Annotated in this window: 25 protein-coding genes and 1 other RNA gene; 12 read left to right on the top strand and 14 right to left on the bottom strand. The window is 35.8% G+C overall.

Going from position 1 to position 24,265, the window contains the following annotated elements:
• Positions 1 to 21 precede the first annotated feature (21 nt).
• Both AWV75_RS17425 and AWV75_RS19180 read left to right on the top strand, forming a co-directional pair.
• Positions 22 to 1,503 (top strand): aminotransferase-like domain-containing protein, encoded by a 1,482-nt coding sequence (locus tag AWV75_RS17425; protein ID WP_060875562.1) that lies wholly within the window; start codon positions 22 to 24, stop codon positions 1,501 to 1,503.
• Between the two features lie 213 nt (positions 1,504 to 1,716).
• Positions 1,717 to 1,797: a hypothetical protein gene (locus AWV75_RS19180; RefSeq protein WP_231738189.1), complete on the top strand. Its 81-nt coding sequence runs from the start codon at positions 1,717 to 1,719 to the stop codon at positions 1,795 to 1,797.
• A 159-nt stretch (positions 1,798 to 1,956) separates the two neighbouring features.
• On the opposite strand, the gene AWV75_RS17430 is transcribed toward AWV75_RS19180, so the two are convergent.
• Positions 1,957 to 2,901 (bottom strand): hypothetical protein, encoded by a 945-nt coding sequence (locus tag AWV75_RS17430; protein ID WP_060875563.1) that lies wholly within the window; start codon positions 2,899 to 2,901, stop codon positions 1,957 to 1,959.
• A gap of 457 nt (positions 2,902 to 3,358) precedes the next feature.
• Here AWV75_RS17430 and AWV75_RS17435 point away from each other — a divergent pair, with 457 nt between their 5' ends.
• A complete protein-coding gene (locus tag AWV75_RS17435) occupies positions 3,359 to 4,048 on the top strand; it encodes a DnaB-like helicase C-terminal domain-containing protein (protein WP_060875564.1) in 690 nt (229 codons plus the stop codon).
• Between the two features lie 95 nt (positions 4,049 to 4,143).
• Here AWV75_RS17435 and AWV75_RS17440 read toward each other — a convergent pair whose 3' ends face one another.
• Complete coding sequence (locus tag AWV75_RS17440; protein ID WP_060875565.1) at positions 4,144 to 4,449, bottom strand: hypothetical protein; 306 nt, start codon at positions 4,447 to 4,449, stop codon at positions 4,144 to 4,146.
• Between the two features lie 361 nt (positions 4,450 to 4,810).
• Between AWV75_RS17440 and AWV75_RS19255 the strand changes: the two genes are divergently transcribed.
• A complete protein-coding gene (locus AWV75_RS19255; protein ID WP_262492196.1) occupies positions 4,811 to 4,933 on the top strand; it encodes a hypothetical protein in 123 nt (40 codons plus the stop codon).
• A complete protein-coding gene (locus tag AWV75_RS17445) occupies positions 4,930 to 5,307 on the top strand; it encodes a hypothetical protein (RefSeq protein WP_060875566.1) in 378 nt (125 codons plus the stop codon). Before AWV75_RS19255 ends, AWV75_RS17445 begins: the two co-directional genes overlap by 4 nt.
• A 147-nt stretch (positions 5,308 to 5,454) precedes the next feature.
• On the opposite strand, the gene ssrA is transcribed toward AWV75_RS17445, so the two are convergent.
• Positions 5,455 to 5,851, bottom strand: a transfer-messenger RNA (tmRNA) gene (ssrA, locus tag AWV75_RS17450).
• Between the two features lie 164 nt (positions 5,852 to 6,015).
• Between ssrA and AWV75_RS17455 the strand changes: the two genes are divergently transcribed.
• The 3 genes from AWV75_RS17455 to AWV75_RS17465 all read left to right on the top strand — a co-directional run bounded on the left by AWV75_RS17455 (position 6,016) and on the right by AWV75_RS17465 (position 9,071).
• Positions 6,016 to 7,221, top strand: a complete 1,206-nt coding sequence (locus AWV75_RS17455) for an NAD(P)-dependent oxidoreductase (RefSeq protein ID WP_060875567.1) — start codon at positions 6,016 to 6,018, stop codon at positions 7,219 to 7,221.
• A gap of 316 nt (positions 7,222 to 7,537) precedes the next feature.
• Positions 7,538 to 7,966 carry an acyl-CoA thioesterase gene (locus AWV75_RS17460; RefSeq protein ID WP_002992508.1) on the top strand — a complete coding sequence of 143 codons (429 nt, stop codon included), beginning with the start codon at positions 7,538 to 7,540 and terminating at the stop codon, positions 7,964 to 7,966.
• Between the two features lie 208 nt (positions 7,967 to 8,174).
• Positions 8,175 to 9,071, top strand: coding sequence for a 3-hydroxyacyl-CoA dehydrogenase (locus AWV75_RS17465; RefSeq protein ID WP_060875568.1), 897 nt, complete (start codon positions 8,175 to 8,177; stop codon positions 9,069 to 9,071).
• Positions 9,072 to 9,191: 120 nt separating this feature from the next.
• Here AWV75_RS17465 and prmC read toward each other — a convergent pair whose 3' ends face one another.
• Positions 9,192 to 10,031: a peptide chain release factor N(5)-glutamine methyltransferase gene (gene prmC, locus AWV75_RS17470; RefSeq protein WP_060875569.1), complete on the bottom strand. Its 840-nt coding sequence runs from the start codon at positions 10,029 to 10,031 to the stop codon at positions 9,192 to 9,194.
• A gap of 45 nt (positions 10,032 to 10,076) precedes the next feature.
• Between prmC and ribD the strand changes: the two genes are divergently transcribed.
• The 4 genes from ribD to AWV75_RS17490 are packed head-to-tail and all read left to right on the top strand — an operon-like array spanning position 10,077 to position 13,008.
• Positions 10,077 to 11,147 (top strand): bifunctional diaminohydroxyphosphoribosylaminopyrimidine deaminase/5-amino-6-(5-phosphoribosylamino)uracil reductase RibD, encoded by a 1,071-nt coding sequence (ribD, locus tag AWV75_RS17475; RefSeq protein ID WP_060875570.1) that lies wholly within the window; start codon positions 10,077 to 10,079, stop codon positions 11,145 to 11,147.
• Positions 11,147 to 11,779 carry an IMPACT family protein gene (locus tag AWV75_RS17480; RefSeq protein WP_060875571.1) on the top strand — a complete coding sequence of 211 codons (633 nt, stop codon included), beginning with the start codon at positions 11,147 to 11,149 and terminating at the stop codon, positions 11,777 to 11,779. Before ribD ends, AWV75_RS17480 begins: the two co-directional genes overlap by 1 nt.
• Positions 11,780 to 11,810: 31 nt before the next feature.
• Positions 11,811 to 12,371 (top strand): methylated-DNA--[protein]-cysteine S-methyltransferase, encoded by a 561-nt coding sequence (locus AWV75_RS17485; protein ID WP_060875572.1) that lies wholly within the window; start codon positions 11,811 to 11,813, stop codon positions 12,369 to 12,371.
• A gap of 7 nt (positions 12,372 to 12,378) precedes the next feature.
• A complete protein-coding gene (locus tag AWV75_RS17490; protein WP_231738187.1) occupies positions 12,379 to 13,008 on the top strand; it encodes a Type 1 glutamine amidotransferase-like domain-containing protein in 630 nt (209 codons plus the stop codon).
• A 124-nt stretch (positions 13,009 to 13,132) separates the two neighbouring features.
• Here the strand turns inward: AWV75_RS17490 and AWV75_RS17495 are convergent, their stop codons facing one another.
• The 10 genes from AWV75_RS17495 to AWV75_RS17540 all read right to left on the bottom strand — a co-directional run.
• On the bottom strand, positions 13,133 to 13,996 hold the full coding sequence (locus tag AWV75_RS17495) for an EamA family transporter (protein WP_060875573.1): 864 nt from the start codon (positions 13,994 to 13,996) through the stop codon (positions 13,133 to 13,135).
• A 170-nt stretch (positions 13,997 to 14,166) separates the two neighbouring features.
• Positions 14,167 to 14,730 carry a hypothetical protein gene (locus AWV75_RS17500; protein WP_060875574.1) on the bottom strand — a complete coding sequence of 188 codons (564 nt, stop codon included), beginning with the start codon at positions 14,728 to 14,730 and terminating at the stop codon, positions 14,167 to 14,169.
• A 131-nt stretch (positions 14,731 to 14,861) separates the two neighbouring features.
• Entirely contained in the window at positions 14,862 to 15,425 is a 564-nt protein-coding gene (locus AWV75_RS17505) for a hypothetical protein (RefSeq protein ID WP_060875575.1), read from the bottom strand.
• Positions 15,426 to 15,547: 122 nt separating this feature from the next.
• A complete protein-coding gene (locus tag AWV75_RS17510) occupies positions 15,548 to 16,579 on the bottom strand; it encodes a cytochrome-c peroxidase (RefSeq protein WP_060875576.1) in 1,032 nt (343 codons plus the stop codon).
• 43 nt (positions 16,580 to 16,622) lie between these two features.
• A complete protein-coding gene (locus AWV75_RS17515) occupies positions 16,623 to 17,492 on the bottom strand; it encodes an MbnP family protein (RefSeq protein ID WP_060875577.1) in 870 nt (289 codons plus the stop codon).
• A gap of 25 nt (positions 17,493 to 17,517) precedes the next feature.
• Positions 17,518 to 19,503, bottom strand: a complete 1,986-nt coding sequence (locus AWV75_RS17520) for a TonB-dependent receptor domain-containing protein (RefSeq protein ID WP_060875578.1) — start codon at positions 19,501 to 19,503, stop codon at positions 17,518 to 17,520.
• A 4-nt stretch (positions 19,504 to 19,507) separates the two neighbouring features.
• Complete coding sequence (locus tag AWV75_RS17525) at positions 19,508 to 20,425, bottom strand: hypothetical protein (RefSeq protein ID WP_060875579.1); 918 nt, start codon at positions 20,423 to 20,425, stop codon at positions 19,508 to 19,510.
• Between the two features lie 258 nt (positions 20,426 to 20,683).
• Positions 20,684 to 21,019 (bottom strand): hypothetical protein, encoded by a 336-nt coding sequence (locus AWV75_RS17530; RefSeq protein WP_060875582.1) that lies wholly within the window; start codon positions 21,017 to 21,019, stop codon positions 20,684 to 20,686.
• Between the two features lie 446 nt (positions 21,020 to 21,465).
• Entirely contained in the window at positions 21,466 to 23,442 is a 1,977-nt protein-coding gene (locus AWV75_RS17535; protein WP_060875580.1) for an OmpA family protein, read from the bottom strand.
• Positions 23,443 to 23,455: 13 nt separating this feature from the next.
• The coding region (locus AWV75_RS17540) for a PorP/SprF family type IX secretion system membrane protein (RefSeq protein WP_060873262.1) at positions 23,456 to 24,265 on the bottom strand (810 nt) is incomplete at its 5' end.

Genomic DNA, 24,265 nt, shown 5'->3' on the forward strand with positions numbered 1-24,265 from the left:
TTATAGGCCAATTGATATAAAATGGATAGACCAATTTTAAATAATCTAATTAGCTGTATCGAATTAAATTCCAAAGAGGATAAGGCGATCTATCTTCAGTTGTCTGAAAAGATCTTACTGTTAATTAAACAAGGGCATCTTAAAACGGGGCAGCAGTTACCTTCAACAAGAGAGATTGCAAAACTATTGAAGATTAACCGAATTACAGTAGGAAAAGCATTTGAAGAATTACAACTACAGGGTTGGTTGGAAAGTCATGTAGGTCGAGGTACTTTCGTTTCGCTTCATATTCCAGATTTAGCTCCTACTAAACTTCAACATCAAACAAGTAGTAAATCTCAAGAAGTAGCAGGTTTTGCACTCAATGAAAAGCAGTATTTAGTTAATCCTTATTTTGTTTCTACGGCTGATTTTCATTTAGACGATGGTTATCCTGATCCAAAATTAGCTCCATTAAAGGAATTGTACAGAGCCTATCGCAATCAACTGACGCGAAGTGAAATTTACCATAAGTTTGGTAGCTATAGTTTTCCCGATGGTTCTGAAATTTACAAAGAAACGATTTCCCAGTATCTCAATGAAACACGAGGTTTAAAAACGACACAGCGAAATATTTTATCCGTTCGTGGAACTTTAATGGGCATTAACCTTGTTTGCACAGCACTTATTAATCCTGGAGATGTTGTAGTTTCGGGTATACCGGGGTGGCAAAGAGCAGAACATAATTTCCTACACGCTAGAGCCAAGCACATTGGAATTTCAGTCGATGAACATGGTTTGGTTGTTGAGGAGCTAAAGAAACTATGCAAGCGCATGAAAATTAGAATGGTGTATGTTACGCCTCATCATCACTATCCTACCACAGTATCCCTTCGTATTGACCGAAGATTAGAATTATTAAAACTAGCGAATGAATATGGTTTTATCATTTTTGAAGATGATTATGATTTTGATTTTCACTACAATCACCGGCCTTTACAACCCTTAGCAAGTGCTGATGAGAATGGAATGGTCATTTACTGTGGTTCATTCAGTAAAAGCTTTTCTCCTGCTTTTCGCATGGGGTATCTAGCTGCTTCGGAAAATGTAATTGAACATTTAGCCAATGTTCGCGTTCTACTTGATCGGCAAGGGGATCATATCTTGGATAATGCAATGGCAGAACTTGTAAATGATGGCACCATACAACGTTATATTAGAAAAGCATTGTCTGTATATGAAGAAAGACGAAATCACCTCTGTAGTTTATTGCAGAATGAGTTGGGTACAATTGTAAATTTCACTGTGCCAGAAGGAGGAATGACGATATGGACTACATTTGACAAATCGATTGAACTTAAAAAGTTAGCTGAGCAAGCATATAGCAAAGGATTATATCTATCGGATGGAAAAATACATCAATATCCTACTTATTGTGAAAATGGAGTTCGACTAGGATTTGCCTCCTCTTCATTGGATAGTTTAACAAAAAGTGTAGAAATCTTAAAAGGATTAATTTACTAAATAAAACAGTCAAATATAACCACTTAAAGTCATTAGAAGTTTAGCAGTAGAGGTAATGCTTATTTTGACACCAATCAAGATAAGAAACTATGCAAACGACCACTAAAACAAAAGGAGGAAGAAAATTAAAATTCAATCCTAAAAAAATAGACCTGTGCCTTGCAATATCACGCTACGCTGATTAAACTACTTAATCAGTTTAGAGCAGTAGGGGTGAACTATAATCAAATGGTAAAGCTATGCAACCAATACTTCTCAGAAAACAGAACAAAACGCTCTATTTCAAATCTTTAAGTCATCATGCTAGCTCAAAGAGATGATTATCTTACTAAATGATAATGTCTATCAACAAGAATATCTGGACTGAATGAAAACTGGGCGTAATTAAATTGAAAGGTTTTATGATAATTTCACATCTTCAAAATGATTTTTGAAGATGTGAAATTTATTGTACTACACGATTTCCATTAATAATCGAGTACGATCATAGGGTGACTCCCAAAACCTTCTGATTTTTGTCTCCAAATTATTCTCCTTTAGCACAGATTCATCATAAGAATCTTCAGGAAATAAATGTACATGACCTGATTGAATTGAAATTGAAAAATGATCCATTTGATCACTGAAATAACCCTCTTCTTTTAAATCACGCAAGACATCTAAAAACAGTAAATCCAATGCTCTAAAATCAATGTCAGTTTTACTGTTGAACAAAATTTCATTTAACGGAATCGTTTGTTTATAACACATTTTTTCAGGAGTCCACAATTCATCATAATCTATCGTTTCTTCTTTAATTTTTAATCTAAATGTATGAAAACTTCCAGCATGTAAAAGATATACATTACTAGCGATATCTTTTGCTATAACTACACCATATAAGTTATCCTTATTATTCAATACAGTTGCTTTTAGTTGACCGAAATTATCTATAAAAGAATTTTTCAGGGTAGTTTTATAAGCTTGAATACTTTCATAAATAGAATTAACTTGTTGCATCAGTTCAAACTTATTAGAATCTAAAGCCTCAACAGTTTGAAGTAACATTTCAGAAAAAGTCATTTTTACATCAATCAAATGATCATCTTCTATTAAAAATAACTTCTGATTTTCAATATGTGCAACAATGAGATTTTCATTGTATGCATCACCTATTGCAATATAATCAGCAAATCCTAATTCCTGAATTAGTTCATTTTGCTCCATAAAATCATCTTGCTCATTAAAAATTCCCCCGAATACATTATCATTAAATCCAAAAATGTTAATATATGACGCAAAAAAGTCAGGTATATTTTTTTCTAAATTTTCATTTAAAACTTTGATTTCTTCTAAATCAAGTCCTTTTTCTTTTTCAAACCTATCAATTTCCACTAATTGATCTATTATCTTCTGCATAACTTATGTTTTATTATTTTTTATCTTCAAATTAAAGCCTTTAAAAGTTACAATTTACTCCCTATAATCAGTGATTTGTTCTGATTGTTAAGAACACTTCTTCGCTTTTATAGAAGCTCTTTTATTGTTTAATAAATAAGTATCAATAAAAACTGATAAAACTACCATTTTCGATTGTAAATACTTCTTATTTGTTTCGGTTTAAACAACTAATTGAAATAGAAGCAAGAAGATAATCCCTCTTCTTTGATATGAAAAATAACACATGAATCTGATTTTACTCACTATATCGAAAAATAATTAAAATAAATAACAAATTATACTAAGATGTTGTTTGATAAAGCACAGGTTTTAAGCGAATCGATGCGTATACATCGGGTTATTAAAATGGAGATTTAGTAATTGTTGCTGCGCGTCCTGGGTTTCGATTGATACGAACTTTCATCTAGGACAGCTGATGAAAACGGGATTCGATAAGCCTGAATACTTTCAAACGTTTATTTCTCATTCAGGAAGGATGGCTAAGTATCAAATCGTAATGAAGGGCTCAGGAGTGAATGATATCTTGGATATCATTGTTGAAGCAAGAAGCTGGAAGCGTAAACACGATATCAAGTTGTTAGTGATTGATTATTTACAGCTTGTGAATGATAAAACCAAAGGAAACAACCGTGAGAATGAAGTGAGTTCGGTGAGTCGTCGCTTGAAGTTGTTGGCAAAGGAGTTGGATATTCCTATCATCGTGATGTCGCAGTTGTCGCTAGCAGTGGAGACGCGTGGATCTTCTAACCGTCCGTTGTTGTCTGACCTGAGAGAATCGGGATCCATTGAACAAGATGCGGATATCGTTGAGTTTATCTATCGACCAGGATACTACAACATCGAGATTAACGACAATCCAGAGTATGATGAAATGACAAGGCAAGGGGCTGATACGGAAATAATCTTTGCTAAGTATCGAGCTGGTTCTGTTGGAACGACGTTCTTGAAATGGATTGGTGATAAGACAAAGTTTATTGATCCAACAGATAGTAACGAGAATGGAAGTAATCAACAGGAATCGAATGTGTATAGTAATCCTAACGAGTATGTTCCGACAGTGAGTGCGGCAGAAGCTTTTGGGAATGATGATGATACGCCGTTTTAAACCAGTTAAAGGATAGACACAAAGTATTGTAATGTGTAATAAAAAAAGACGTATTTAAAAAAACGTCCTTTTTTATTACACAGTCTAATTATTAACTAATATTGAATTAGAATTGGTCTAAAATTATCTACTTCTACATAATCAGGAAATCTATTATACATACAAATATAATCCTGTCTCATCTCTTCAATTTCAGCATATGTAAATTGTCCTATCCAAGACTTAGGTCCAAATGCAACTAAATCATACTCACCAGCAACTGCAAATCTCAGTGAGCACTCTGGTATAAAGTTCATAATTGAAATCCCAAAGGGTATATTAGGATCAATTGGCTCTACAGGAGTCTGAGCAAAAGCACCTGTTGAAAATACTAAAACAAATAGTAATAATAATTTTTTCATAATAAATATTTTAAAATTGGTTATTCTAAATGTAGAGAATGTTAATGTGTATAAAAAGAAAAGTATTGATAATTAACAAAGTATACAGTTTTACTGTAATTAAAACTTCCCACTTGAATTTGTAAATGGTTAATTGAAATGGATATTAAAAATATACATGAACACGCTAGGTGGTTTGTTCTTATATGAATGCACCTGATGGAGGTAGTGATGCGCAAGGTCAAGCTTTAGTTAGTTGTTAAGCTAAAAAGATAAAGCAGCTTACTAATCTAGTAGAAACAATTAAGAGTGAATTAGAGTTGTGTGAAGATTATAAGGAAGAGTCTGCAGAACTTATTTTGGAATCTGTTAAATCGTTAGCTTGGAAAGTTCGAGGGATTACAATCACTTTTTTGAAGAGATCGCCAAAGCAGGATATGCAACTGCGGATAGTTATACAGACTACCTTAAAAGCGTAGCTAAATCAGTAATCAAACGCTTATGAGGGTAGTTGTGTTATTGATTGTGTTGTTAGGTTTAGCAGCACAATCTTGTGAATCTCGAAAAGTTGAAAAGCACAGTAAATCGTCTTTAGAGGAAACGAGTGTTTCTCTCCAGGAACAAACAACAGTTACTGAGATTCATTTTGATCGTAAGAAGGTATTTGAAATCATGCGAGAGTTAAACATTCGCAATGGTGTGATTACTTTTAATCCGGATGGTTCCATCACGGCCAAGGGTGATGAGATTGGATTGAAAAATAAAGAAGCTGGTGAGGAATTGGAATCTATAAAAATAAAGGAGGAAAATTCGCAAACGGTTTTTGATCATAATGAAAAGAAAACTGAAGAGGAAGGTGGGAAAAGGGTAGAGCGTTAGATTCCTTTTATTCTTATTCTTAATTGTTGGGTTGCTTCTAAAAAGACTCAAAATAATCTAGCTTCTAAAAGCTAAGAAACCAAAACTGTACAAATATTGACTACAAAAAAAACAACCACCTGATTATCAGGTGGTTGTTTTTTATTTCTGTGGAGTCGCCGAGAATCGAACTCGGGTCCAAACAAGCAATCAGAGAGCTTTCTACACGCTTAGTTTCAACTTGAATTTTCGATCAGCAGCTTGGTTTGAAACAACCACTACTGACTTAGCCTCTAAGATTTCGAAAGATGTCCGAGACACTAACCTTCCTAGGTTTATTTTACGGTTCCCCTCAACAAAGCGCCACAAACCAAGGCTCTTAAGGAGAATCTAGCTCTTCCACCTGGTGGAAACTAAGGCAATCTTACTATAATTCAGATTATGCAGCTAAAGCGTAATTATTTTCGCCGTTTAAAAAGTTCGTTGTCTGATATTTACGAGCAAAACAACAACGCTCGACGTGCTTACTGACTAATTCCACTCGCTGTCAAAACCGATCGACCCCTTATAGAATAAGTTTTTAAGAGATTGCAAAATTACAATTTTAAAATATAGAATACAACCTTTAAGGCTGAAAAAAGTTTGGATTTTTGGAATAACAGAGAAATACAGCTATATTTGCCAGAACCACCCTCAAAAAAACGAAACAACTAATTTATTATACATATTATGAAAATTGGCATTATTAAGGAACGAAAAAATCCTCCTGATAGACGTGTTGTGTTTACACCTGAAATTCTAGTAAAGGCGTTACAAACGTTTGATACCCTAGAAGCAGTCGTAGAACCTTCACCAATCAGAATCTTTCCTGACCAAGCTTATGCTGACAAAAACATTACCCTTAGCGATGATTTATCCGATTGTGATGTTTTAATAGGCGTAAAGGAGGTTCCTCTAGAGGATTTAATCCCCAATAAAACCTACTTTTTCTTCTCCCATACCATTAAAGAACAAGAATACAATAGAGCTATTTTACAAACTTGTTTAGCAAAGAATATTCGCTTAATTGATCACGAAACCTTAGTGGACGAAAACAACAAGCGTTTAATTGGTTTTGGGCGTTATGCTGGAATCGTAGGGGCATACAACACCCTTCGCGCCTTCGGATTAAAATATGAGCTATTTACGCTAAAAAAAGCGGAGCATATGCTACATACGGAAGATTTAATTGCTCAACTAAAGAAGCAATATTTTCCTCCAATCAAGATTGCCGTTACAGGAAATGGAAAAGTAAGTCATGGAATCATGGAAATTTTAAATGGAATGAAAGCCAAAAAAGTTTCAATTGAGCACTTCTTGACACAGAAATACGATATTCCAGTTTACACGCAATTAGAAGTGATGGATTATTACAAGCGCAAAGATGGAGGAGAGGCTACAAAAGCTGATTTCTACGCAAATCCAGAACAATACGAAAGTAATTTTGAGCGCTTTACGAAAGTAACAGATGTACTAATTACAGGGCATTTCTTTAAACATGGTTCACCCAAGATTCTAACTAGAGACATGTTGAATGCTATTGACAACAAAATTCAAGTCATAGGGGATGTGTCTTGTGACGTAGATCACGGACCAATTGACAGTACCTTAAGAGCGTCTACAATTGCAGATCCGCTTTATGGCTATCACCCAGGTCAAAATGCAGAGGTGGCCTTTGACCACCCAGCAGCTATTACAGTTATGGCCATTGACAATTTACCTTGCGAATTACCCAAAGATGCAAGCGAAGGTTTTGGAGAAGTTTTCTTAAACACCATCCTACCAGCTTTCTTCAACGGAGATAAAGATCAAATCTTAGCCCGTGCAACCGTTACACAAAACGGCCATCTAACAGAACGCTTTGCTTATCTACAAGACTATGTAGACGGTAAATAGAAATATCGTTTTTGGCATACTTGGAACTTTTAATTGTTAAGAGTATGCCAAAAACAAATATTATTTGAAAAATTCCTAAAAAAATAGTTTTACTCCGTATATTTGTTGCGAAATTTACAATCTCAAAAAAGGACAAACTAAAGATTGTGTAGCAATTGGCCTCTGATGCTTTATAATTGTTACAAATGGAGTCTTTTTATTTCTAAATAAGTAATAAAAAGGGGCTCTCAACCCAAACAATCCACATCGTGGTCTTCCAAAGAGCTTGTATTTTTCCAAACAACAAGTCTATTATTTAATTGTTCAAGATAAAACTATGGAAGGTGAATTAACAAGCAAGGAGCTGCGTATTCAAAAAAAGATTAAAGATTCAGAAACTCACGTTTTTAGAACTGTTTTCCCAGGACAAACCAATCACCATGGTACCATGTTTGGGGGTGCTGTTTTAGCCATTATGGATGAAATCGCCTTTATGACCGCTACTCGCTTTTGCCGTAAACCAATTGTTACTGTTTCAAGTGATAAAATCGATTTCAATCAACCGATTCCTGTAGGAACTTTGGTTGAATTAATTGGAACAGTTGTACGCGTAGGACGTACAAGTTTAGATGTTAGGGTAGACGTATTCGTTGAAAGCATGTATAGAGAGGGTCGTGAAAAAGCAATCTCAGGTAACTTTACTTTAGTTGCGATTAACGAAAGCAAACGTCCAGTACCTGTAATGGATGAAATTGAAACGTTTTAAGTTTCTTCAAATACACACAAAAAAAGCTACTGTTTGCAAACAGTAGCTTTTTTTGTGTCTTTTATTTGGAAGTTCCCATTCCACCCAATATTTGCAATCACTGAAATAAGCTATCATTTAAAAAATAACTAAGAATTGGCTTCCAAAATTAGTTAATTAAATCTAGTATTCGTATTTTTAAAGAACAACCTGTTTTATCAAAAAAATTATGAATATAAAGAATGTAACCGTTGCTGGTAGCGGTGTATTAGGATACCAAATTGCCTTTCAAACTGCTTTTTACGGATTTAAAGTTACCGTTTACGATATCAATGAGGAAGCAATTAACAAAGCGAAAGCGAAGTTTGATCCGTTGAGTGAACGCTATAAAGAAGACTTAGGTGCAACCGCCGAGCAACTAGAAAAGACTAAGGCAAACTTAGCATACTCGAGTGATTTAAAAGCAGCTACTGCTTCAGCTGATTTAGTTATTGAAGCCGTTCCTGAAAGCTTAAAAATAAAAGTAAGTTTCTATCATGAATTAGCTAAAGTAGCCCCTGCACATACTATTTTTGCAACCAATTCTTCTACTTTGTTACCGAGTCAATTTGCAGAAGCAACCCAAAGACCCAAACAATTCTTAGCCTTGCATTTTGCCAATGAAATATGGACACATAATACGGCAGAGATCATGGGGCATCCCCAAACCGATCCTCAAATTTTTGACCAAGTAGTTGCCTTTGCCAAAGCCATTGGGATGATTACCTTGCCCTTGCACAAAGAACAACCGGGGTATATTTTAAATTCCCTACTCGTGCCTTTTTTAGATGCCGCTACAAATTTACTAGTGAATGATGTATCAGATGCTCATACAATCGATAAGACGTGGATGGCTGCAACAGGGGCACCGACAGGTCCCTTTGGTATCTTGGATATTGTAGGAATTACAACCGCATATAACATTAATAAAATGGCGGCTGACGCCACCCAAGACCCACTAAAAATTAAAACAGTGGAATACTTGAAAAAAGAATTTATCGATAAGAATAAATTGGGTGTTGGAACAGGGGAAGGATTTTATACCTATCCTAATCCCGCATATTTAGATAAAGATTTCTTGAAATAAATAGGCCCTTACAAACATACAAAAGCCTCAAATACATTCTTGTATTTGAGGCTTTTGTATTTAAATCTTTACTTTAATTAATATTATGTAAAACACATAATATTAGTGAATTATATTTAATTAAACCACAGACTTAGTCATGCGGTCATTCTGTAGTAAATCACGGCGTAATTCTGTGTTTTTAAATCCAATAGAGGTCAATAATTCAACCATTTCTTGACCTAAATATTGATTGATTTCATAAAATAATTGACCGCCAAGTTCTAAATTATCAAAGGCTAATTCAGCAATTTTTCGATAAAAAATAAGTGGATCTTGATCGGCTACAAATAGTGCTGTATGGGGTTCATAATCCATGACATTTTTCTTTATTTCAACCTTTTCTAATTGACGAATGTAGGGTGGATTGGAAACAATGACATCAAATGTTGTTGACAATCGAGGTAAAGCTAAGATGTCTTGCTGTATAAAATGAACATCTACTCCTAAATTGGTTGCATTTTGTTGTGCGACTTGCAAGGCTTCTGCAGATATATCCAAGAGTGTAACTTGACTTTGTGGTAATTCTTTAGCCAAAGTTAGTCCAATACAACCACTTCCAGTTCCGATATCCAAGATGCGTATTGGTTGATCTGCAGGAACACTGGCTAAAATCCATTCTACTAATTCTTCTGTTTCTGGACGAGGAATTAACGTATACTCATTCACCTGAAAGGTATAACCGTAAAAATATGCCTTACCAAAAATATGTTGAATAGGCTTTTGATTGCGCAATTCTTCCAATATAAGCGCCCATTTTTCGGGATTTAACGTTACTAAATCTGGGTGCATCACTAAATCAATGCGGGTTTTCTCTTCCAATTCTGCCAAGCAGAATAGAAACAATTGCTGAGCTTCTAACTCGTCGTAAATCGGAGTGAGCGCAGTGATAAACTGGTCTTGAAGTAATTTTATCAACATAGTTTAAAAGCTAAAACCTATGAGTTTAGCTAAAAAGAATTAAATTTGTTCAAAGATACAGTTTTATCAATGTTGGAAAAAGACGAATACTATATTTCTCGATGTTTACAATTGGCCAAACAAGGAACTTTTGCAGCCATGCCTAATCCTTCGGTTGGGGCCGTTATTGTGCACAACAATAAGATTATAGGAGAGGGGTTTACTGCAGCATATGGAGGAGCTCATGCAGAAGTCAATGCAATTAGCAGTGTAAAAAATCAAGCGTTACTTAAAGAAAGTACACTATACGTTAGTTTGGAGCCTTGTAGTCACTTTGGCAAAACACCACCGTGTTCGGATTTGGTAATTGCCAAACAGATTCCTCGTGTAGTTGTTGGAACTATAGATCCTTTCGCTAAGGTTTGCGGAATGGGAATTCAAAAGATGAAAGATGCAGGAATCGACGTCGTAGTTGGTGTACTAGAACAAGCGTGCCAACAAAGCAACCAGCGATTCTTTACTTTTCATCAAAAGAAACGCCCGTATATTATCCTAAAATGGGCTGCTAGTCAAGATGGGTTTATTGCCCCTTTACACCGAGAGGAACAAGCCCCTGTCTGGTTATCCAACGCCTATGCTAAACAGTTGGTACATCAATGGAGAAGCGAAGAAATGGCTTTTTTAGTGGGTACAAACACGGTATTGGATGATAATCCTTCGCTCACCACGAGAACATGGTATGGCAAAAATCCAGTTCGCATCTATTTGGATCGACTTGGCAAGATTAGCCCTTCTTTTGCCATTAACCAGCAACAAGAACCAGCCATTTGCATAACAGCCAATCGAGCGATGCAGTCTACTGCGCATACCCAATACTATTACGCCGATTTTGATCAAGATTTGGTACACCAAATTTGTACCATTTTATATGAGCTCCAAATCATGTCCGTCGTTATTGAAGGAGGAACGCATACCATTCAACAGTTTATCGCGGCCAACCTTTGGGATGAAGTTCGTATTTTTACGAGTGATGTACGACTAGGAGAAGGTATTCCCGCTCCTGAATTACCAGCAGCTGGTACAAGCAAGCGCTATACCATAGCGAATAATGAATTACATATTTTACACGCCAAATAATGACGGAAGAAAAAGATTTTTATAAAACCATCAGTCAACCTACAGAAGAAGTATTATACAAGGAAAAGAACAGCAAATTCTTTGGCTATGCCTTTCCAATCAAAAAGGAGGAAGAGGTAAAGGAAATACTCGATCAGCTGAAGAAAGTGCATTACAGTGCGCGCCATTGGTGCTATGCTTTTCAATTGGGGACTGATCCCGTTTATTATCGCGCCAATGATGATGGGGAACCGAGTAATACGGCTGGAGCACCTATTTATGGCCAAATACAATCCTTTGATGTAACGGATATCTTAATCGTTGTCGTTCGTTATTTTGGAGGGGTAAAGCTGGGAGTTGGTGGACTTATAACGGCTTATCGGGCAGCCGCACAGATGGCACTAGAAGAGGCGGATATTATCGAATGTACAATTGACAAAAAATTTAAAGTTCGCTTTGATTATAAAGACATGAATAATGTCATGCGTGTCATCAAAGAACGCAATTTACAATTGGTACAACAGCGATTAGAAATGACATGTGAAATCGAATTATCTATTCGAAAAAGTGAATATCAACAAGCCTTAGATGCTTTTGTTCCTTACTATGAAGTTAAAGTGATTGAACCTTCTGCAGAAGACTATATCCTTTAATCGCAAACACCAACCTAAACTTTACATTCAAATGAAACAAACCAACGAACTATCTGTCATTCATTTACAACAAATAGAAACTCCAATTGGAGCACTTGTTATTTGTGCGAGTGAGAAGGGAATTTGCTTAGTTGAATTTGCAGATATTCAAGATTTAGAGCGCGAATACCAACGGATTTGTAAAGCGAAACAAGCGAGAATTGTAGAGGGTTCTTCTGATTTAATCGAACAACTTAAAGGAGAATTAGACGCTTATTTTAAAGGAGAATTAAAGGCGTTTACTGTTCCTTTAGACCTTATAGGGACTGAATTCCAACAAACGGTTTGGCAAGGGCTTTGCGCTATTCCTTATGGTCAAACCAAATCCTATAAAGAACAAGCTGAATTTTTACAGCTTCCCAAGAGTATTCGAGCTGTAGCCAATGCCAATGGACAAAATCGAATTGCTCTTGTTATTCCTTGCCATCGGATTATCGGCACAGACCGGAGTTTAACGGGCTATAGAGGAGGTATCTGGCGTAAAAAATTTCTATTGGAACTCGAAAATAAAGCATACAATAAAACGGAACAACTAAGTTTAGCATTAGAATAAGAAAAGAATGAAAAAAATGTTTTTAGCGTCATCCTTTTGTGATGTAGCAGATTTCTTAGAAGAGTTTGTAGGAGAAAAAGTAGAAGCTAAAACAGTAACTTTTATCCCAACAGCAAGTCTTGTAGAAGAATATAAAGGCCACGTAGAAAATGACAAAAATGCTTTCTACCGTCTAGGTATGAGGGTAGATGTATTGGAGTTAAGTACAGCAAGCCCGGAAGAAATAGATAGAAAACTGAAGCAAAACGATTATATTTTTGTTTCTGGAGGAAATAGCTTCTTTTTATTAGAACAACTTCATCAATCTGGGGCTGATGCTCTTATCCAAGCCGAAATAGCGAAGGGAAAAGTATATATCGGTACATCGGCAGGAAGTATTATTATGGCGCCAGATATTACGTATATAGAGGCCATGGACGACAAGTCTAAAGCTCCTTTATTACAAGATTATACAGGTTTACATTTAATTGATCGATATCCTTTGGTTCATTACCAAGATTTTCCTTTTGAGAAGTCGGAGAGCAAGTCTATCAAAACTATAAAGATACACTTCCTTTACTATTGCTCAATAATCAACAAGTTTTACTCGTTGATGAGGATACGATTCAAATCAAAACGAAATAAACATACCATATAAAAAAGGGATTTCTATAAAACAGAAATCCCTTTTCAGTAAATAATACAATAAAAAACAATATTTATCTTTTATACTAACGGATGATTTTTTGTTTTGGTATGTAGAAATGCATTAAAATTTCAATTTAATTCAGGGAAATAACCAAGAGTGTAATCGCTAAAGCGGCTAGTATCAATCCAAGGATGTTTTTTCGATTTAATTTCTCATTAAATAAGGTATAACCCAATAGCGTTCCCAAGAAAATTACTCCAAAATTCATTCCTGCAAATACAATCGTAGGGTTGGAGGAGAAGTGTTGATGAGCTTTCATGTAAAAAATAATATTGACAAAATTCAGTCCTCCAATAAATACACCTGAAGCCAGGTTGAGTTTAGTTAGCTTAAAAATCGTTTTCTTTGTTCCCAAAGTATAGGCAAACAGACTTAAAATCAAAGCTGTAGCAAAAACATAAAACAAACTTTGTGTATAGGGAATTGCGGAATATAGCGCTAATTTTTTAAAACAAATATCAATAACACCAAAGCCTAAAAACGTTCCCAATAGATAGAATGAACTGGTATTAGAACTGGTGCTTTTTGTTGTATTTCCTTTATTTAGAACAAAATAAATCGAAACTAATCCAACTCCCAAAGCTATGTAGCGCAGTGTATTTAGCGCTTCGTGAAAGATAAAAATAGCAGCTAAAATTGGAATCAACAGGGATAATCGTTGAGCAATATCTGTTTTAATTAAACCTGCGTGTTTGATGGCGTAAAATTGAACCACAAAGATTGTCGGTAATAAAATTCCCAAAGCGACAATAATTCCCAAAGGCATTGTCGTTGAGATTTGCGTCAAATCCACTTGAAAGATAAAAAAGGACAATAACGAAGTGATGACGTAATTGATGATGATAATTTGAAAAATATTGATGGCGTACTTTTTTATGTATTTAAAAAATACACCTACAGAAACGCTTCCAAGAATACTACAAAGTAAATAGATCATGATAAATGCTATAGTGGCTACAAAAATAGAAATTCTAGGAATGTAGCCAATACGAGGAGGAGTTTAAATTTTCTATTTTACATAATATTAATTATAATATAAATACAACAATTAGAATAGAACCGGGGTTTGACCTGTTTTGATGCTGTATCTTTGGTATACGCTCTTTTTTATTTGATAAAGTCTTCTGCTGTAATGGCATTTAGATTTCGATCTACAATAACTGTAATCTGTCTGGATTTTTCAATGTGTGCTTTCGTTAAGTATTTCAAAGTTGCTTGTACATTGTATGCTACAAATTGCACAGAATCTACCGTTTGATAAGTTGTCTCCAATGCGCGTAATTCTTGTGCAAGTAAATCCATTTCATTTTTAAGCCTTTGATATTCGCCTAAAACAATTCCCGCAGCTTCTTGACTGGTTTCCTCAAAATCTGGTGTTGACGTAATTGTAATCTGATTTTCTAATGGATTCATCTGATTTAGTTCTTGTTGCTTTTCTTTTAAACGTTTGACTAAATCACCTGCTTTAGTTGCTAAACGGTCTTTTTCCGTTAACGTATCTATTTGAATAATAGCTACACTGGTTCCATTTTTACTTAAATCTAATCCAATTTCATTCGCAATATAATATTGCACAACAGGCATGAATTGATTCTCTTTTTTTTCTTTTTCTTTATTGCAGCTCAAACCCACTAGAACTACGCCTAAAAGCAGCATTATTTTCATTTTCATATCCCCAAATTTTAACAAAATATTACATTAAATATACAAAAAATCAATATTAAATCTCCTTTTCCCTATAAATTACATGCAATACCTGCTAAAAAAAGATAAAAAAACCACGCATAGCGTGGTTTTACTGCTTAATTTTTTATAAAATCTTTTCGCTTGATTACTTGTAAATCCTTACTGACAATAATGCCCAATGTATCCGTTTTAATGAGGCGATCTTGATTGCGAATATGCAACAATGCACTTACTTTATAGGCTACAAATTGCTTATTATCCGCTGTTTTTTCCTTGGCTATCACTTCTTCTAATTCTTGAATTAGCGGTGCTGCTTTTGCTTCAATTTCACCATACTCTCGCACTGCCTTATCAATTTCCGTTCGTACATTCGCTACAGGGTGAATTTTGTACAACAACATGTATTGATTTACGGCATGACGCTGTAATTCAATAAAAGGCAAATAGCCAACTTGTAATTCCTCTAGTAGCTCTTGTCCTTTGATATACAAGCGATTTTTTTCAGTTAAAGTATCAATACCAACAATTGTTAACGTATTTTCTTTTTTCTTCAAATCAATCCCCAATTCAGCTTCTACATAAGGTGTTACAGCAACCCGCATACGGTCTGTAAAACTATCTTGTACCGCAAAAGACGATAAAACTATAAAGCTAACGAGAAGAAAAATATTGCGTTTCATTTCTTGTAAATTAGGTTGCTAATTAAGGCCTAAGTTACATCTTTTACGCCAATTTCTACCTTACTCCTCTTCAATTGTCTCATTTGATTAGAAAAAAGCGAACTTTTAGCATTCATTATTTTTTATTGACCTGTAAAACGAAGATCACTGAGTGTTTTCATAAACGCAATTAACGCTTCTTTTTCATCCACTGTCAGGGATAATCGGTTTTGATTATCCTTAAATAGGGGATCTAAATTAGCACTAGAAAGGACACCTTGATCCATATAATCCAATACTTCTCTTAGTGTTTTAAACTGTCCAAAACTTCCATAAGGAGCTGTGTATTCAATATTGCGCAAAGAAGGAACGCGAAAACTCATATAGTCATTTAAATCTCCAGTGACACGGGCTCTTCCTGCTTCATTTGAATCGCGATTTATTGGAAATCCAATATTTCTAAAGGTCTGATCTGTAAACAATTCACCGCTATGACAACTTGCACAATGCGTATTGAATACGGTATACCCATAACGTTCTTGGGCTGTAAAGACAGCCTTTTTTTGCTTTACTTGATCGTATTTGCTGTTGGCTGAAATTAAGGTATACTCATACTGAGCGATACTTTGATAGATGCGTTCTGGTGTAATCTCATGATCTCCAAATGTTTTATTAAACAAGATTCGATATTCGGCATCTTCTTTAAGCTTTCCTACAACTTCCAGTATAGAAGAATGCATTTCTTCTGGTGTAATGATGGGAACGATTACCTGTTTTTCTAATTGGCGTTTGCTACCATCCCAGTTGTAGTATTGCATAAAAGCTAAATTCTGAATCGGTGGTACATTGCGCAAACCTACCTTCCCTTCTATTCCAACCCCTTGTATTTGGTGATCTGCATAGGCTGATTTTTGCATATGACATGATGCACAAGCAATACTGTTATCTCGACTTAAACGCGGGTCAAAAAAGAGTTTTTCGCCTAATTCTACTCCAAATTTTGTTGGTTGATTGGTATAAAAAGCAGCATTAAGTGGAGGAAAATCAGCCGGAATAGCCAAATCCAAAAGGGAATTCGCCTCCCTTACCTCATAATCATTATCCGAACTACAGGAAACTATTCCCAATAGCAGGATTAACATACTGATTTTCCCTATTTTATATATTATTTTCATAGCAGTTAAAAAGAGCCGCTGAATCAACGGCTCTTTAGTATATTTAATTTTTTACCTGTAAAATTGAGAACATTCCCGTTACATCACTTGTACCATTTCCACCTAAATTATCTGCGAATTTGGTCATTTGTACAGCAGTATGCACGTTGGGTGTAGCATTGTCATCTGAACCTGTACCTGAACTAAGTTTAATTGTATTTGATTTTCCACTTAATAAAGCATTAAAATCTGCTTTGATTGAAATAACTGGAGATGAAGCACCTACCTGAGCTAAAACAGGTAAGTCTAAGGTGATATTTCTATAGGCATCCACACCTTGTACTAAAACGTCATTATCATCCTTTTCTAAAGTACTTCCTGTGTGGATTGATAGGGTTTTGTGATCGGCTTCATAAAATCCTTCGATTTTCGTAAAGCGATACCCTGTTCCCCATTCCCACATCATTTCAGTATCATTAGCTCCTGCTGCTGCATAAAAATTAGGAAACTTTGCTTCATTCAAGATGTTTAAATCATTTCTTACTCCTAATCCAAATTTAATCTGCTTGTATTCTCCTTTGGGAATATCGCGCAATACATAGCTCAAACTACTTGGTTTGGCCTGATTTATTACTGTTGCTCCTTGATCTAAATCATTGATAAAATAAGGGATTTCCTTTCCGTCATTTTTGACTAAACGAATATTACTTATCACATATTTAACCTCACTAAAATGGTGAATTTGCCCTTCTGCTGAAGTATTTACAGTTGCTGTAGTTGAATTAGCATCTCCTAAAACAAGGGGTTTATCCCCAAATGTATTAGTAAATTCCAAAGTTACTTTATTGGCAACAGTAGTGTTGTCATCACTTGAACAGGCAGTAAAGGCTAGAGCAAGAATTGGTAAAGCGAAGTATTTTTTTACGTTTTTCATTTGTATTTGTTTTATAAGATTTAGTTTAAAAATTTAATTTTAGTGACGTGAAAAAGTTACGTCCCATTCTTGGTATATTGCCCCAATCGGCATAAGTAGAATAGTATTCATTGAGTAGGTTTTCTGCTCCAATTTGAAATACTGCTTTGACATCTTTGACATAAAAAGAATAATCAACAGAAGCATTCCAAATGGCATAAGCAGGCGTTTTACTTTCTCCATACTCTGGGCTATAATCTCGTTGTTTGGCATCTCCGTGAACTGAAGTCTGCATACCAAAATCTCCATAACTATAATGCAGCGTTGTCTGATAGCTCAATGGTCGAATAAAAGGCAAATTACCTTTATCGTTATCTTGTCCTTTCGCATACGTTACTGTTCCTTTCCAATGCAAGTGATCCGTTAGATTATACGTACCTGTTAATGAAAAGTTGAACAATGTAGCATAGTCCAATGAAGTATATCCTTTTACTCCTACAGATTGATAATTCATCGGGCTGCCTAAACTCAAAATACGTCCAATGATATAATCTTTAATGTAGAAATAATTTGCCTTCGCTTGGAGTCCAAAACGTTTTCCTTTGTACCCTACACTGGCATTTAATTCATGGGAAACTTCATTTTTTAAGTCGGGATTTCCAATGTAATCATATCGATCATAGCTGTTGTAGATATAGTATCCATAGGCTTCTGAAACAGAGGGCGCTCTATGCCCGTATCCTGTTCCTAGTGTAAAAGTGAAAGCATCTAGCTTAACTTCATAACTTGCATGTAGACTAGGCAATACTCTTGTTTTTTCTTGAGCAGCTCCTGGATGGAAAATCCAGTTGAATTCAATGTATTTGGATTTGTTATAATTTACACCTAAACCACCGCCAACATGCAATTGACTGATTGGCGAAAATGTAATCGTATTATTCAATGATATCCCTCCATAGGTCGTTGTTACCCACGGCCAAGTATAAGCAAACATAGTTTGTTTAGCGCGATCTTGGGGGTACATACGCATCTCTGCAATCGAAAGGTTATTGTATACGTTTAATTGTACTTCTGAAGCGTATATTCCCTTTTTAAAATCTGCTTTTGATACTAAACCATAGGTAGTACTCCAACCAGGCATATCCATATGAACTAAGTTCTCCGGACGTGTCGTATCATCCATATAATGCTCAATCGCATTAAAATACGCTTTAGAATCCCAAGCTTTAATAAATCGATCTTCAAACAATTGCTTGTAACTGACTGAAGTAATAATGGCACGTGAGAGCCATAAATCCATCGGCAATGCTGGAAATCCAACATCTTTCGCGACATCAAAAATAGCATCCACTCGCACGGCAGATAATTCACTCGTTTTATACGCAATACCTAAGGAAGTATTGAACTTTTTATACTGAGAGTGATTCACCTCTTGATTCTTTCCGTCTTTATAATTTTGAGCGGTACGGTAAGCAATACTTGCGTCACTCGCCCATTTTTTTGTTGAAAAAGAAATATTCCCTAGATTGTAAAATTGCTTGTTATTGAATTCAAATCCACTTTGGTACCCTCCCGTCCATTGATTATAGGGACTAAAAGCTGTACTTTTTCTTTTTAGGTCAATACTACCTGCAATCGTTGATCCATGCATCCCTCCTTCTTGTCCGGATTGTATATCAACAGCTGCGAGGTTGTTACTTTCTACATAAGACGTAATCGGGTCCATTTTATCCGTACAAGCGCCGAAAATATGCATCCCATCAATGGTCAACGTTGAGCGTTCTGTGCTCATGTTATTCAATAAAGGTTCCCAAGCATAAGCCCCGCGTTTAATGAAACTAATTTGTTCAGAAGAGGCTAAAAACTCATCCACAGAAACTGCCATTTTTAAATCCGTTTGAATTTTTTCTTTTGCTTTTGCAAGTACAGCAATCTCATCTAAAACAGTAGAAAGACTATCTTGCTCTACTATTGGTTGCTGTGCCACCGCATGAAAAGTAGCCAAGCAAAGTATAATTGATAAAATACGCATAATTTTAAAAAAGAATATCGATAAACAATTCACTCTTTACTCCTTCTACTCCAGGAGTAAAATCTGTGGGAACTTTCGTTCCTTTCAGGATTCGTCCTTGGTTGTTTTGAAGGATAAAATTCAAGGTCCAATTTCCCGTCATGGTATAATTTACTACCCCATGATACAGCGAATCTTCACCTTGTATCAAATCGCGATTATTAGGCGAGGAGTGATTACCCATAGACGGTTCAGGCATGCGTGGGTCTAAAAACAATTTATAATTTTCTACCAGGGAATAAGCATGTTGCAAACTCGTTACCTCTGTTGTTACTTCTTCGAGGGCTGCATTATATTTAAAAATACCTGCTGTCAACTTATTCTCAGCTACTTTAGGTTTAATTGGGGAAATAAGCGCAATGAGGTACTGCTCTTGATCGTGCCCTGTAAAAGAAGTCATATTTAAATTCATATTACTTTGAGGGAGTACCACAAGGGGCTGAACCTGCTCAAAATGTTGCTTACCTATGCTAAAATGAAGGAAAACTTCCCATTTACCTGTTGTGCTCTCTTCAGTAAATACACTATATCCTTTATAGTATTTTTCTTGTGGTTGAAATTTCAACTGATACACATTTGGGCAAGATTCTTTTTTTCCTGCAGTTGTTGTTCGCACGGGTAAAAAAGTGATGGTAGCATCTTCTATCTCCTGTTTGGTACTTGTGTTGACCAGGTGTAGTCGTATTTCATTATATCCTTTATATAACTTACCATCTAAGGCTTCTGCATAAATGCGATACTGTTCTTGTTCAAAAGAAAAAACTTCTTTAAACTCCTGCTTATCAGGCACTACATTGTCTGTCTCAGCCTCGTAATCTGTTTTATCAATAGTACAAGCCACAACAGTAAAAAATACTGCTGCGAAACAAATAAAGTTTTTCATTGTTTTACGGGGTGCCTTTATATTATCCCTACATCCTTATGCCCACTACCTTATGTAAGAAAGCGGAAAGAAAACGATGAGGACAAAATATATACAAGGCTCTAATGCTATTCAACGGTTCATTGAATAACTGCGGTTTACAAATAAGTGAAATGGATATAGGATTAATTGTACTAAAAAGTAAAATACAAGCATAGCATACCTGAGAGCATTAGCCCTACAAGTTGTGTTTTATCTTTACTTTTTTCCTATATTTTCTTATGCTTGGTAAACGGGAGGTCGAAATAATAAATTAGAAAAAGAAAAACGGTAGTGATCTTCAACATTGATCACTACTTTGGTGAAATAAGGTGTAACAAAAGTACAGTTAATCACCGCAATAGCCTGATAGTAAATCAGCTGTATTTCAGCTGAAGCAAAATGAGTCTTGCTCTTATCTGCATCTGTATCTGATGCATGAGCGAGTTCTTTAGTCAGGTGACATTTCCCATTACATTTCAGTTCTGGTTTGTCTTTATTGACACAAAGTTCATTTTTTATATAATCATAAAATACTACATACTCCACAACCGGTAATACTGGTTTGAAGAACATAAATAGAGCTAATATGATTGTTGCTATTTTCACCTTACAAAGGTCAGCTATATTTCTAAAAGGACAAAATTTGGTGGTGTTTCTATGAATTAATGGATTGAAAAAATAAACGGATTTTACTCTTTTTAGCTCAATTATACCCTAGGCTTTTAAAATACTTCTTCTCAAACAAAAAGGCGGTACCAAAAAAGGAGAAATTGCTGTGCTAATTTGTATATGCAATTAGCTATCGTTTCTAATAATTAAAAAAAGAAAGAAAATACGATTTGTTTTTATTAGAAGTTAGAGCAAGACAAAAGGAAACGATCCAACATCCTTGATAGACCTTCTTGTTGACTGACAATAAGGTCTAAAAAATGAAGAGGGTGATCTAAAAGATCACCCTCTTTGCAAATATTTGTACTCCACGAATGACATAGTAAAGTACAAATTATGAAAAAACTAAATTAATTGATGTTCATGATAATAAACTCACTGCGTCTATTCACTTCGTGTTCTGCTGCAGTACATGGAACTCCATTGCTACAGTGATTAATTAGCTGTGATTCACCGTATCCTCTACCTGTTAAACGCTTTGGATCGATACCTTGATCAATCATCCACTTCATTGTAGCAGTAACTCGACGTTCAGACAACTTCATGTTGTAAGCATCATTTCCTTGGCTATCTGTATGAGAGCGAATATCGAGCTTCAAACTCGGATGTTGTTTCATGATTTCAACAATCTTCATCAATTCGATTTGAGCATCTGGGCGAATAATCGATTGATTTAAATCAAAATGAATCGGATTCAACTTCATCTTTGCGAATAAATCATCGCCTGGTTTGACAATCGTTCCATCAATCTCCAATTCGATGGCTACTGTAGTTTGGGATTTTCGATCCGTTGACACCACAAACTCCTGGGTATCATACCCTGGCTTTTGAATGCGAATACGGTATTTTTGACCACAAAGCAGCTTGTCTGAAAAATAGTGACCACGGGCATCGGAATAAACCTTATCTACTAGTTTTTGCATTCGATCTTGAATGATAATTTCAGCATCGGCTATGAAAAACTGACTCGCTTTCTCAGCAACAGTACCTTCGATCACTTGAATACACGGTTTCTCTACAAATAAGTAAATATCATCTCCACCTTGTCCATTTAAGCGGTTAGAGCTAATAAACCCTTTCTTTGTCGAGCTATCAATATACAGTCCAAAGTCGTCAAATCGACTGTTGATATCTGGACCTAAATTCACCGGTTTACCTAAACTTCCATCTTTGTGAATATCAACCTTATACAAATCCAAACCCCCAAATCCCGGATGACCATCGGTAGCAAAATAAAGCACATAGTCCTTCGATATAAAAGGAAAAGTCTCTCTTCCTGCTGTATTAATCTGGTCTCCTAGATTTTCTACAGCACCATATTGTCCATCTTCATAGAGCGCAACGCGGAATAAATCCAATTGACCTAAACTACCTTGAACTCCTTGGCGATCTGAAGCAAAATAAAGCCACTTTTCATCAGGTGTCAAGGCCGGATGAGCCGTGTTGTACTGCTCTAAGTTGATCGGCAATGCCTCTACTTCTCCCCAACGGCCATCGGCCTGTTTCTTGGCACGATATATTTGCAATATAGAGGAATCTTCTTGATGCAAGTCTGCTTTCTTGTTTCTGCGAGAAGAACTCTTATTGCTGGTAAAATAAAGAGTTTGACCATCTTTAGTAAAAATAGCAGAACCCATGTTCAAATTCTTAGAAGCCAATTCCTTTGCAAATAATACCGGTTCTTCAAGTGTTCCATCTGAAACAATCGAAGATGCATATAGCTTCGTATAAGATTCATTGGTCCAAGCGTGAATTTTATTGTGCATCGCATCTGTAGGTCGAGATGAAGTGAAAATCAATTGATTTTCACTTAATGTCCCCCCATAATCCGAATACGAACTATTGATCCCCAAGTTAACTAAAGCATAACTAGAGGCCGCTTGGGTTAGCTCTACCAACTCATCGTTATTTAAAAATAAACGAGCTCGAGAATCGGTATACTCAATAGTTGCAAATCGCTCCAACATAGCATCGGCTTGTTCTGGTTGACCTACTGCTTTTAACGTTTGGGCAAAACGATAGTAATATTCTGGGTTTAATAGATTTAAATCTTTCCCCTCATAAGTAGCATTAAAAAGCTGATCATACCATTTATAGGCGTCAATAAATTTCCCGTTGAAATAGTAGGAATCTCCAAGTCTACTCAATATTGAGGTGTTCACATAGCCCTTATCTGCCATGTTTTCATACACGTGAATCGCATCGATATAAGCATAATTCTCAAATTCGCGATCAGCTTTGCGCTCTTTGCGAGTTTGTCCAAAGCCAATCAAACTCGTCAACAACAGACAAAGAACAATACCGTTATATAGTTTGTATTTTATCATAATTTGCTTGTTTCTAGAAAAATCTCGGAGCAACCTTTTTCTTCGTGTTATTAAATAGTTCAAACTTCATGAAAATCTCATGTGAACCCGAATGATATTTCGCTAATTTACTAGTATCTGCATCATAGGTATAACCGATGAATAATCCATCGCTAACTTGGAATCCCGCTAACCCACTAACAGAAGCATCCCAACGATACGCTGCTCCAAGGGTAAACTTTTCGTAAAACAAAAAGTTTGCTGTTACATCCACTTGTAAAGGTGCGCCTGTCATTACTTTCACTAAAGCAGCTGGTTTGAATTGAATCTCTGGATTCAATTCAAAAACATAGCCTCCCATCAAGTAAAAATGAGTCTTCTCTTTCATCACGCGATAATCATTGTCGTTGTAAACATTACTAGACAAAATCATCGGTACCGATAATCCCGCATAGGCTTTATCCGAATATAAGTACACCCCTGCTCCTACGTTACCTGAAAACTTGTTTTTGATGTTGTCCTCCGCAACGGGATCGCTTCCGTCATAAATGTGTAATTTATCGTAATTCACATCCAAAAGAGATCCTGTTCCCTTTAGTCCAAAGGCCAATTTATACTGGTAATTTAAATCTACCGTATACGCTAAATCAATCGACAAGCTATTTTCGTCCATCACCCCTAAATGGTCATTCTTAAAGTGAAATCCCATCCCTAAACCATTATCGGTCAAGGGAGTGGTTCCAGATAGATACGCTGTTTTAGGAGCACCTTCTAATCCCACCCACTGGGTGCGGTATAACCCAAAAAATTGCAAGTGATCCACACTCCCTGCATAAGCGGGGTT

The sequence above is a fragment of the Myroides odoratus genome, from assembly GCF_001549985.1.
Classification (GTDB): Bacteria; Bacteroidota; Bacteroidia; order Flavobacteriales; family Flavobacteriaceae; genus Flavobacterium; species Flavobacterium odoratum_A.

What these genes read in the sequence shown, in the direction of transcription:
- AWV75_RS17425 (WP_060875562.1), top strand. Translation starts at nt 22, where the DNA reads ATGGATAGACCAATTTTAAATAATCTAATTAGCTGTATCGAATTAAAT.
- AWV75_RS17430 (WP_060875563.1), bottom strand. Translation starts at nt 2,901, where the DNA reads ATGCAGAAGATAATAGATCAATTAGTGGAAATTGATAGGTTTGAAAAA.
- AWV75_RS17435 (WP_060875564.1), top strand. Translation starts at nt 3,359, where the DNA reads ATGAAAACGGGATTCGATAAGCCTGAATACTTTCAAACGTTTATTTCT.
- AWV75_RS17440 (WP_060875565.1), bottom strand. Translation starts at nt 4,449, where the DNA reads ATGAAAAAATTATTATTACTATTTGTTTTAGTATTTTCAACAGGTGCT.
- AWV75_RS17445 (WP_060875566.1), top strand. Translation starts at nt 4,930, where the DNA reads ATGAGGGTAGTTGTGTTATTGATTGTGTTGTTAGGTTTAGCAGCACAA.
- AWV75_RS17455 (WP_060875567.1), top strand. Translation starts at nt 6,016, where the DNA reads ATGAAAATTGGCATTATTAAGGAACGAAAAAATCCTCCTGATAGACGT.
- AWV75_RS17460 (WP_002992508.1), top strand. Translation starts at nt 7,538, where the DNA reads ATGGAAGGTGAATTAACAAGCAAGGAGCTGCGTATTCAAAAAAAGATT.
- AWV75_RS17465 (WP_060875568.1), top strand. Translation starts at nt 8,175, where the DNA reads ATGAATATAAAGAATGTAACCGTTGCTGGTAGCGGTGTATTAGGATAC.
- prmC (WP_060875569.1), bottom strand. Translation starts at nt 10,031, where the DNA reads ATGTTGATAAAATTACTTCAAGACCAGTTTATCACTGCGCTCACTCCG.
- AWV75_RS17480 (WP_060875571.1), top strand. Translation starts at nt 11,147, where the DNA reads ATGACGGAAGAAAAAGATTTTTATAAAACCATCAGTCAACCTACAGAA.
- AWV75_RS17485 (WP_060875572.1), top strand. Translation starts at nt 11,811, where the DNA reads ATGAAACAAACCAACGAACTATCTGTCATTCATTTACAACAAATAGAA.
- AWV75_RS17490 (WP_231738187.1), top strand. Translation starts at nt 12,379, where the DNA reads ATGAAAAAAATGTTTTTAGCGTCATCCTTTTGTGATGTAGCAGATTTC.
- AWV75_RS17495 (WP_060875573.1), bottom strand. Translation starts at nt 13,996, where the DNA reads ATGATCTATTTACTTTGTAGTATTCTTGGAAGCGTTTCTGTAGGTGTA.
- AWV75_RS17500 (WP_060875574.1), bottom strand. Translation starts at nt 14,730, where the DNA reads ATGAAAATGAAAATAATGCTGCTTTTAGGCGTAGTTCTAGTGGGTTTG.
- AWV75_RS17505 (WP_060875575.1), bottom strand. Translation starts at nt 15,425, where the DNA reads ATGAAACGCAATATTTTTCTTCTCGTTAGCTTTATAGTTTTATCGTCT.
- AWV75_RS17510 (WP_060875576.1), bottom strand. Translation starts at nt 16,579, where the DNA reads ATGAAAATAATATATAAAATAGGGAAAATCAGTATGTTAATCCTGCTA.
- AWV75_RS17515 (WP_060875577.1), bottom strand. Translation starts at nt 17,492, where the DNA reads ATGAAAAACGTAAAAAAATACTTCGCTTTACCAATTCTTGCTCTAGCC.
- AWV75_RS17520 (WP_060875578.1), bottom strand. Translation starts at nt 19,503, where the DNA reads ATGCGTATTTTATCAATTATACTTTGCTTGGCTACTTTTCATGCGGTG.
- AWV75_RS17525 (WP_060875579.1), bottom strand. Translation starts at nt 20,425, where the DNA reads ATGAAAAACTTTATTTGTTTCGCAGCAGTATTTTTTACTGTTGTGGCT.
- AWV75_RS17530 (WP_060875582.1), bottom strand. Translation starts at nt 21,019, where the DNA reads ATGTTCTTCAAACCAGTATTACCGGTTGTGGAGTATGTAGTATTTTAT.
- AWV75_RS17535 (WP_060875580.1), bottom strand. Translation starts at nt 23,442, where the DNA reads ATGATAAAATACAAACTATATAACGGTATTGTTCTTTGTCTGTTGTTG.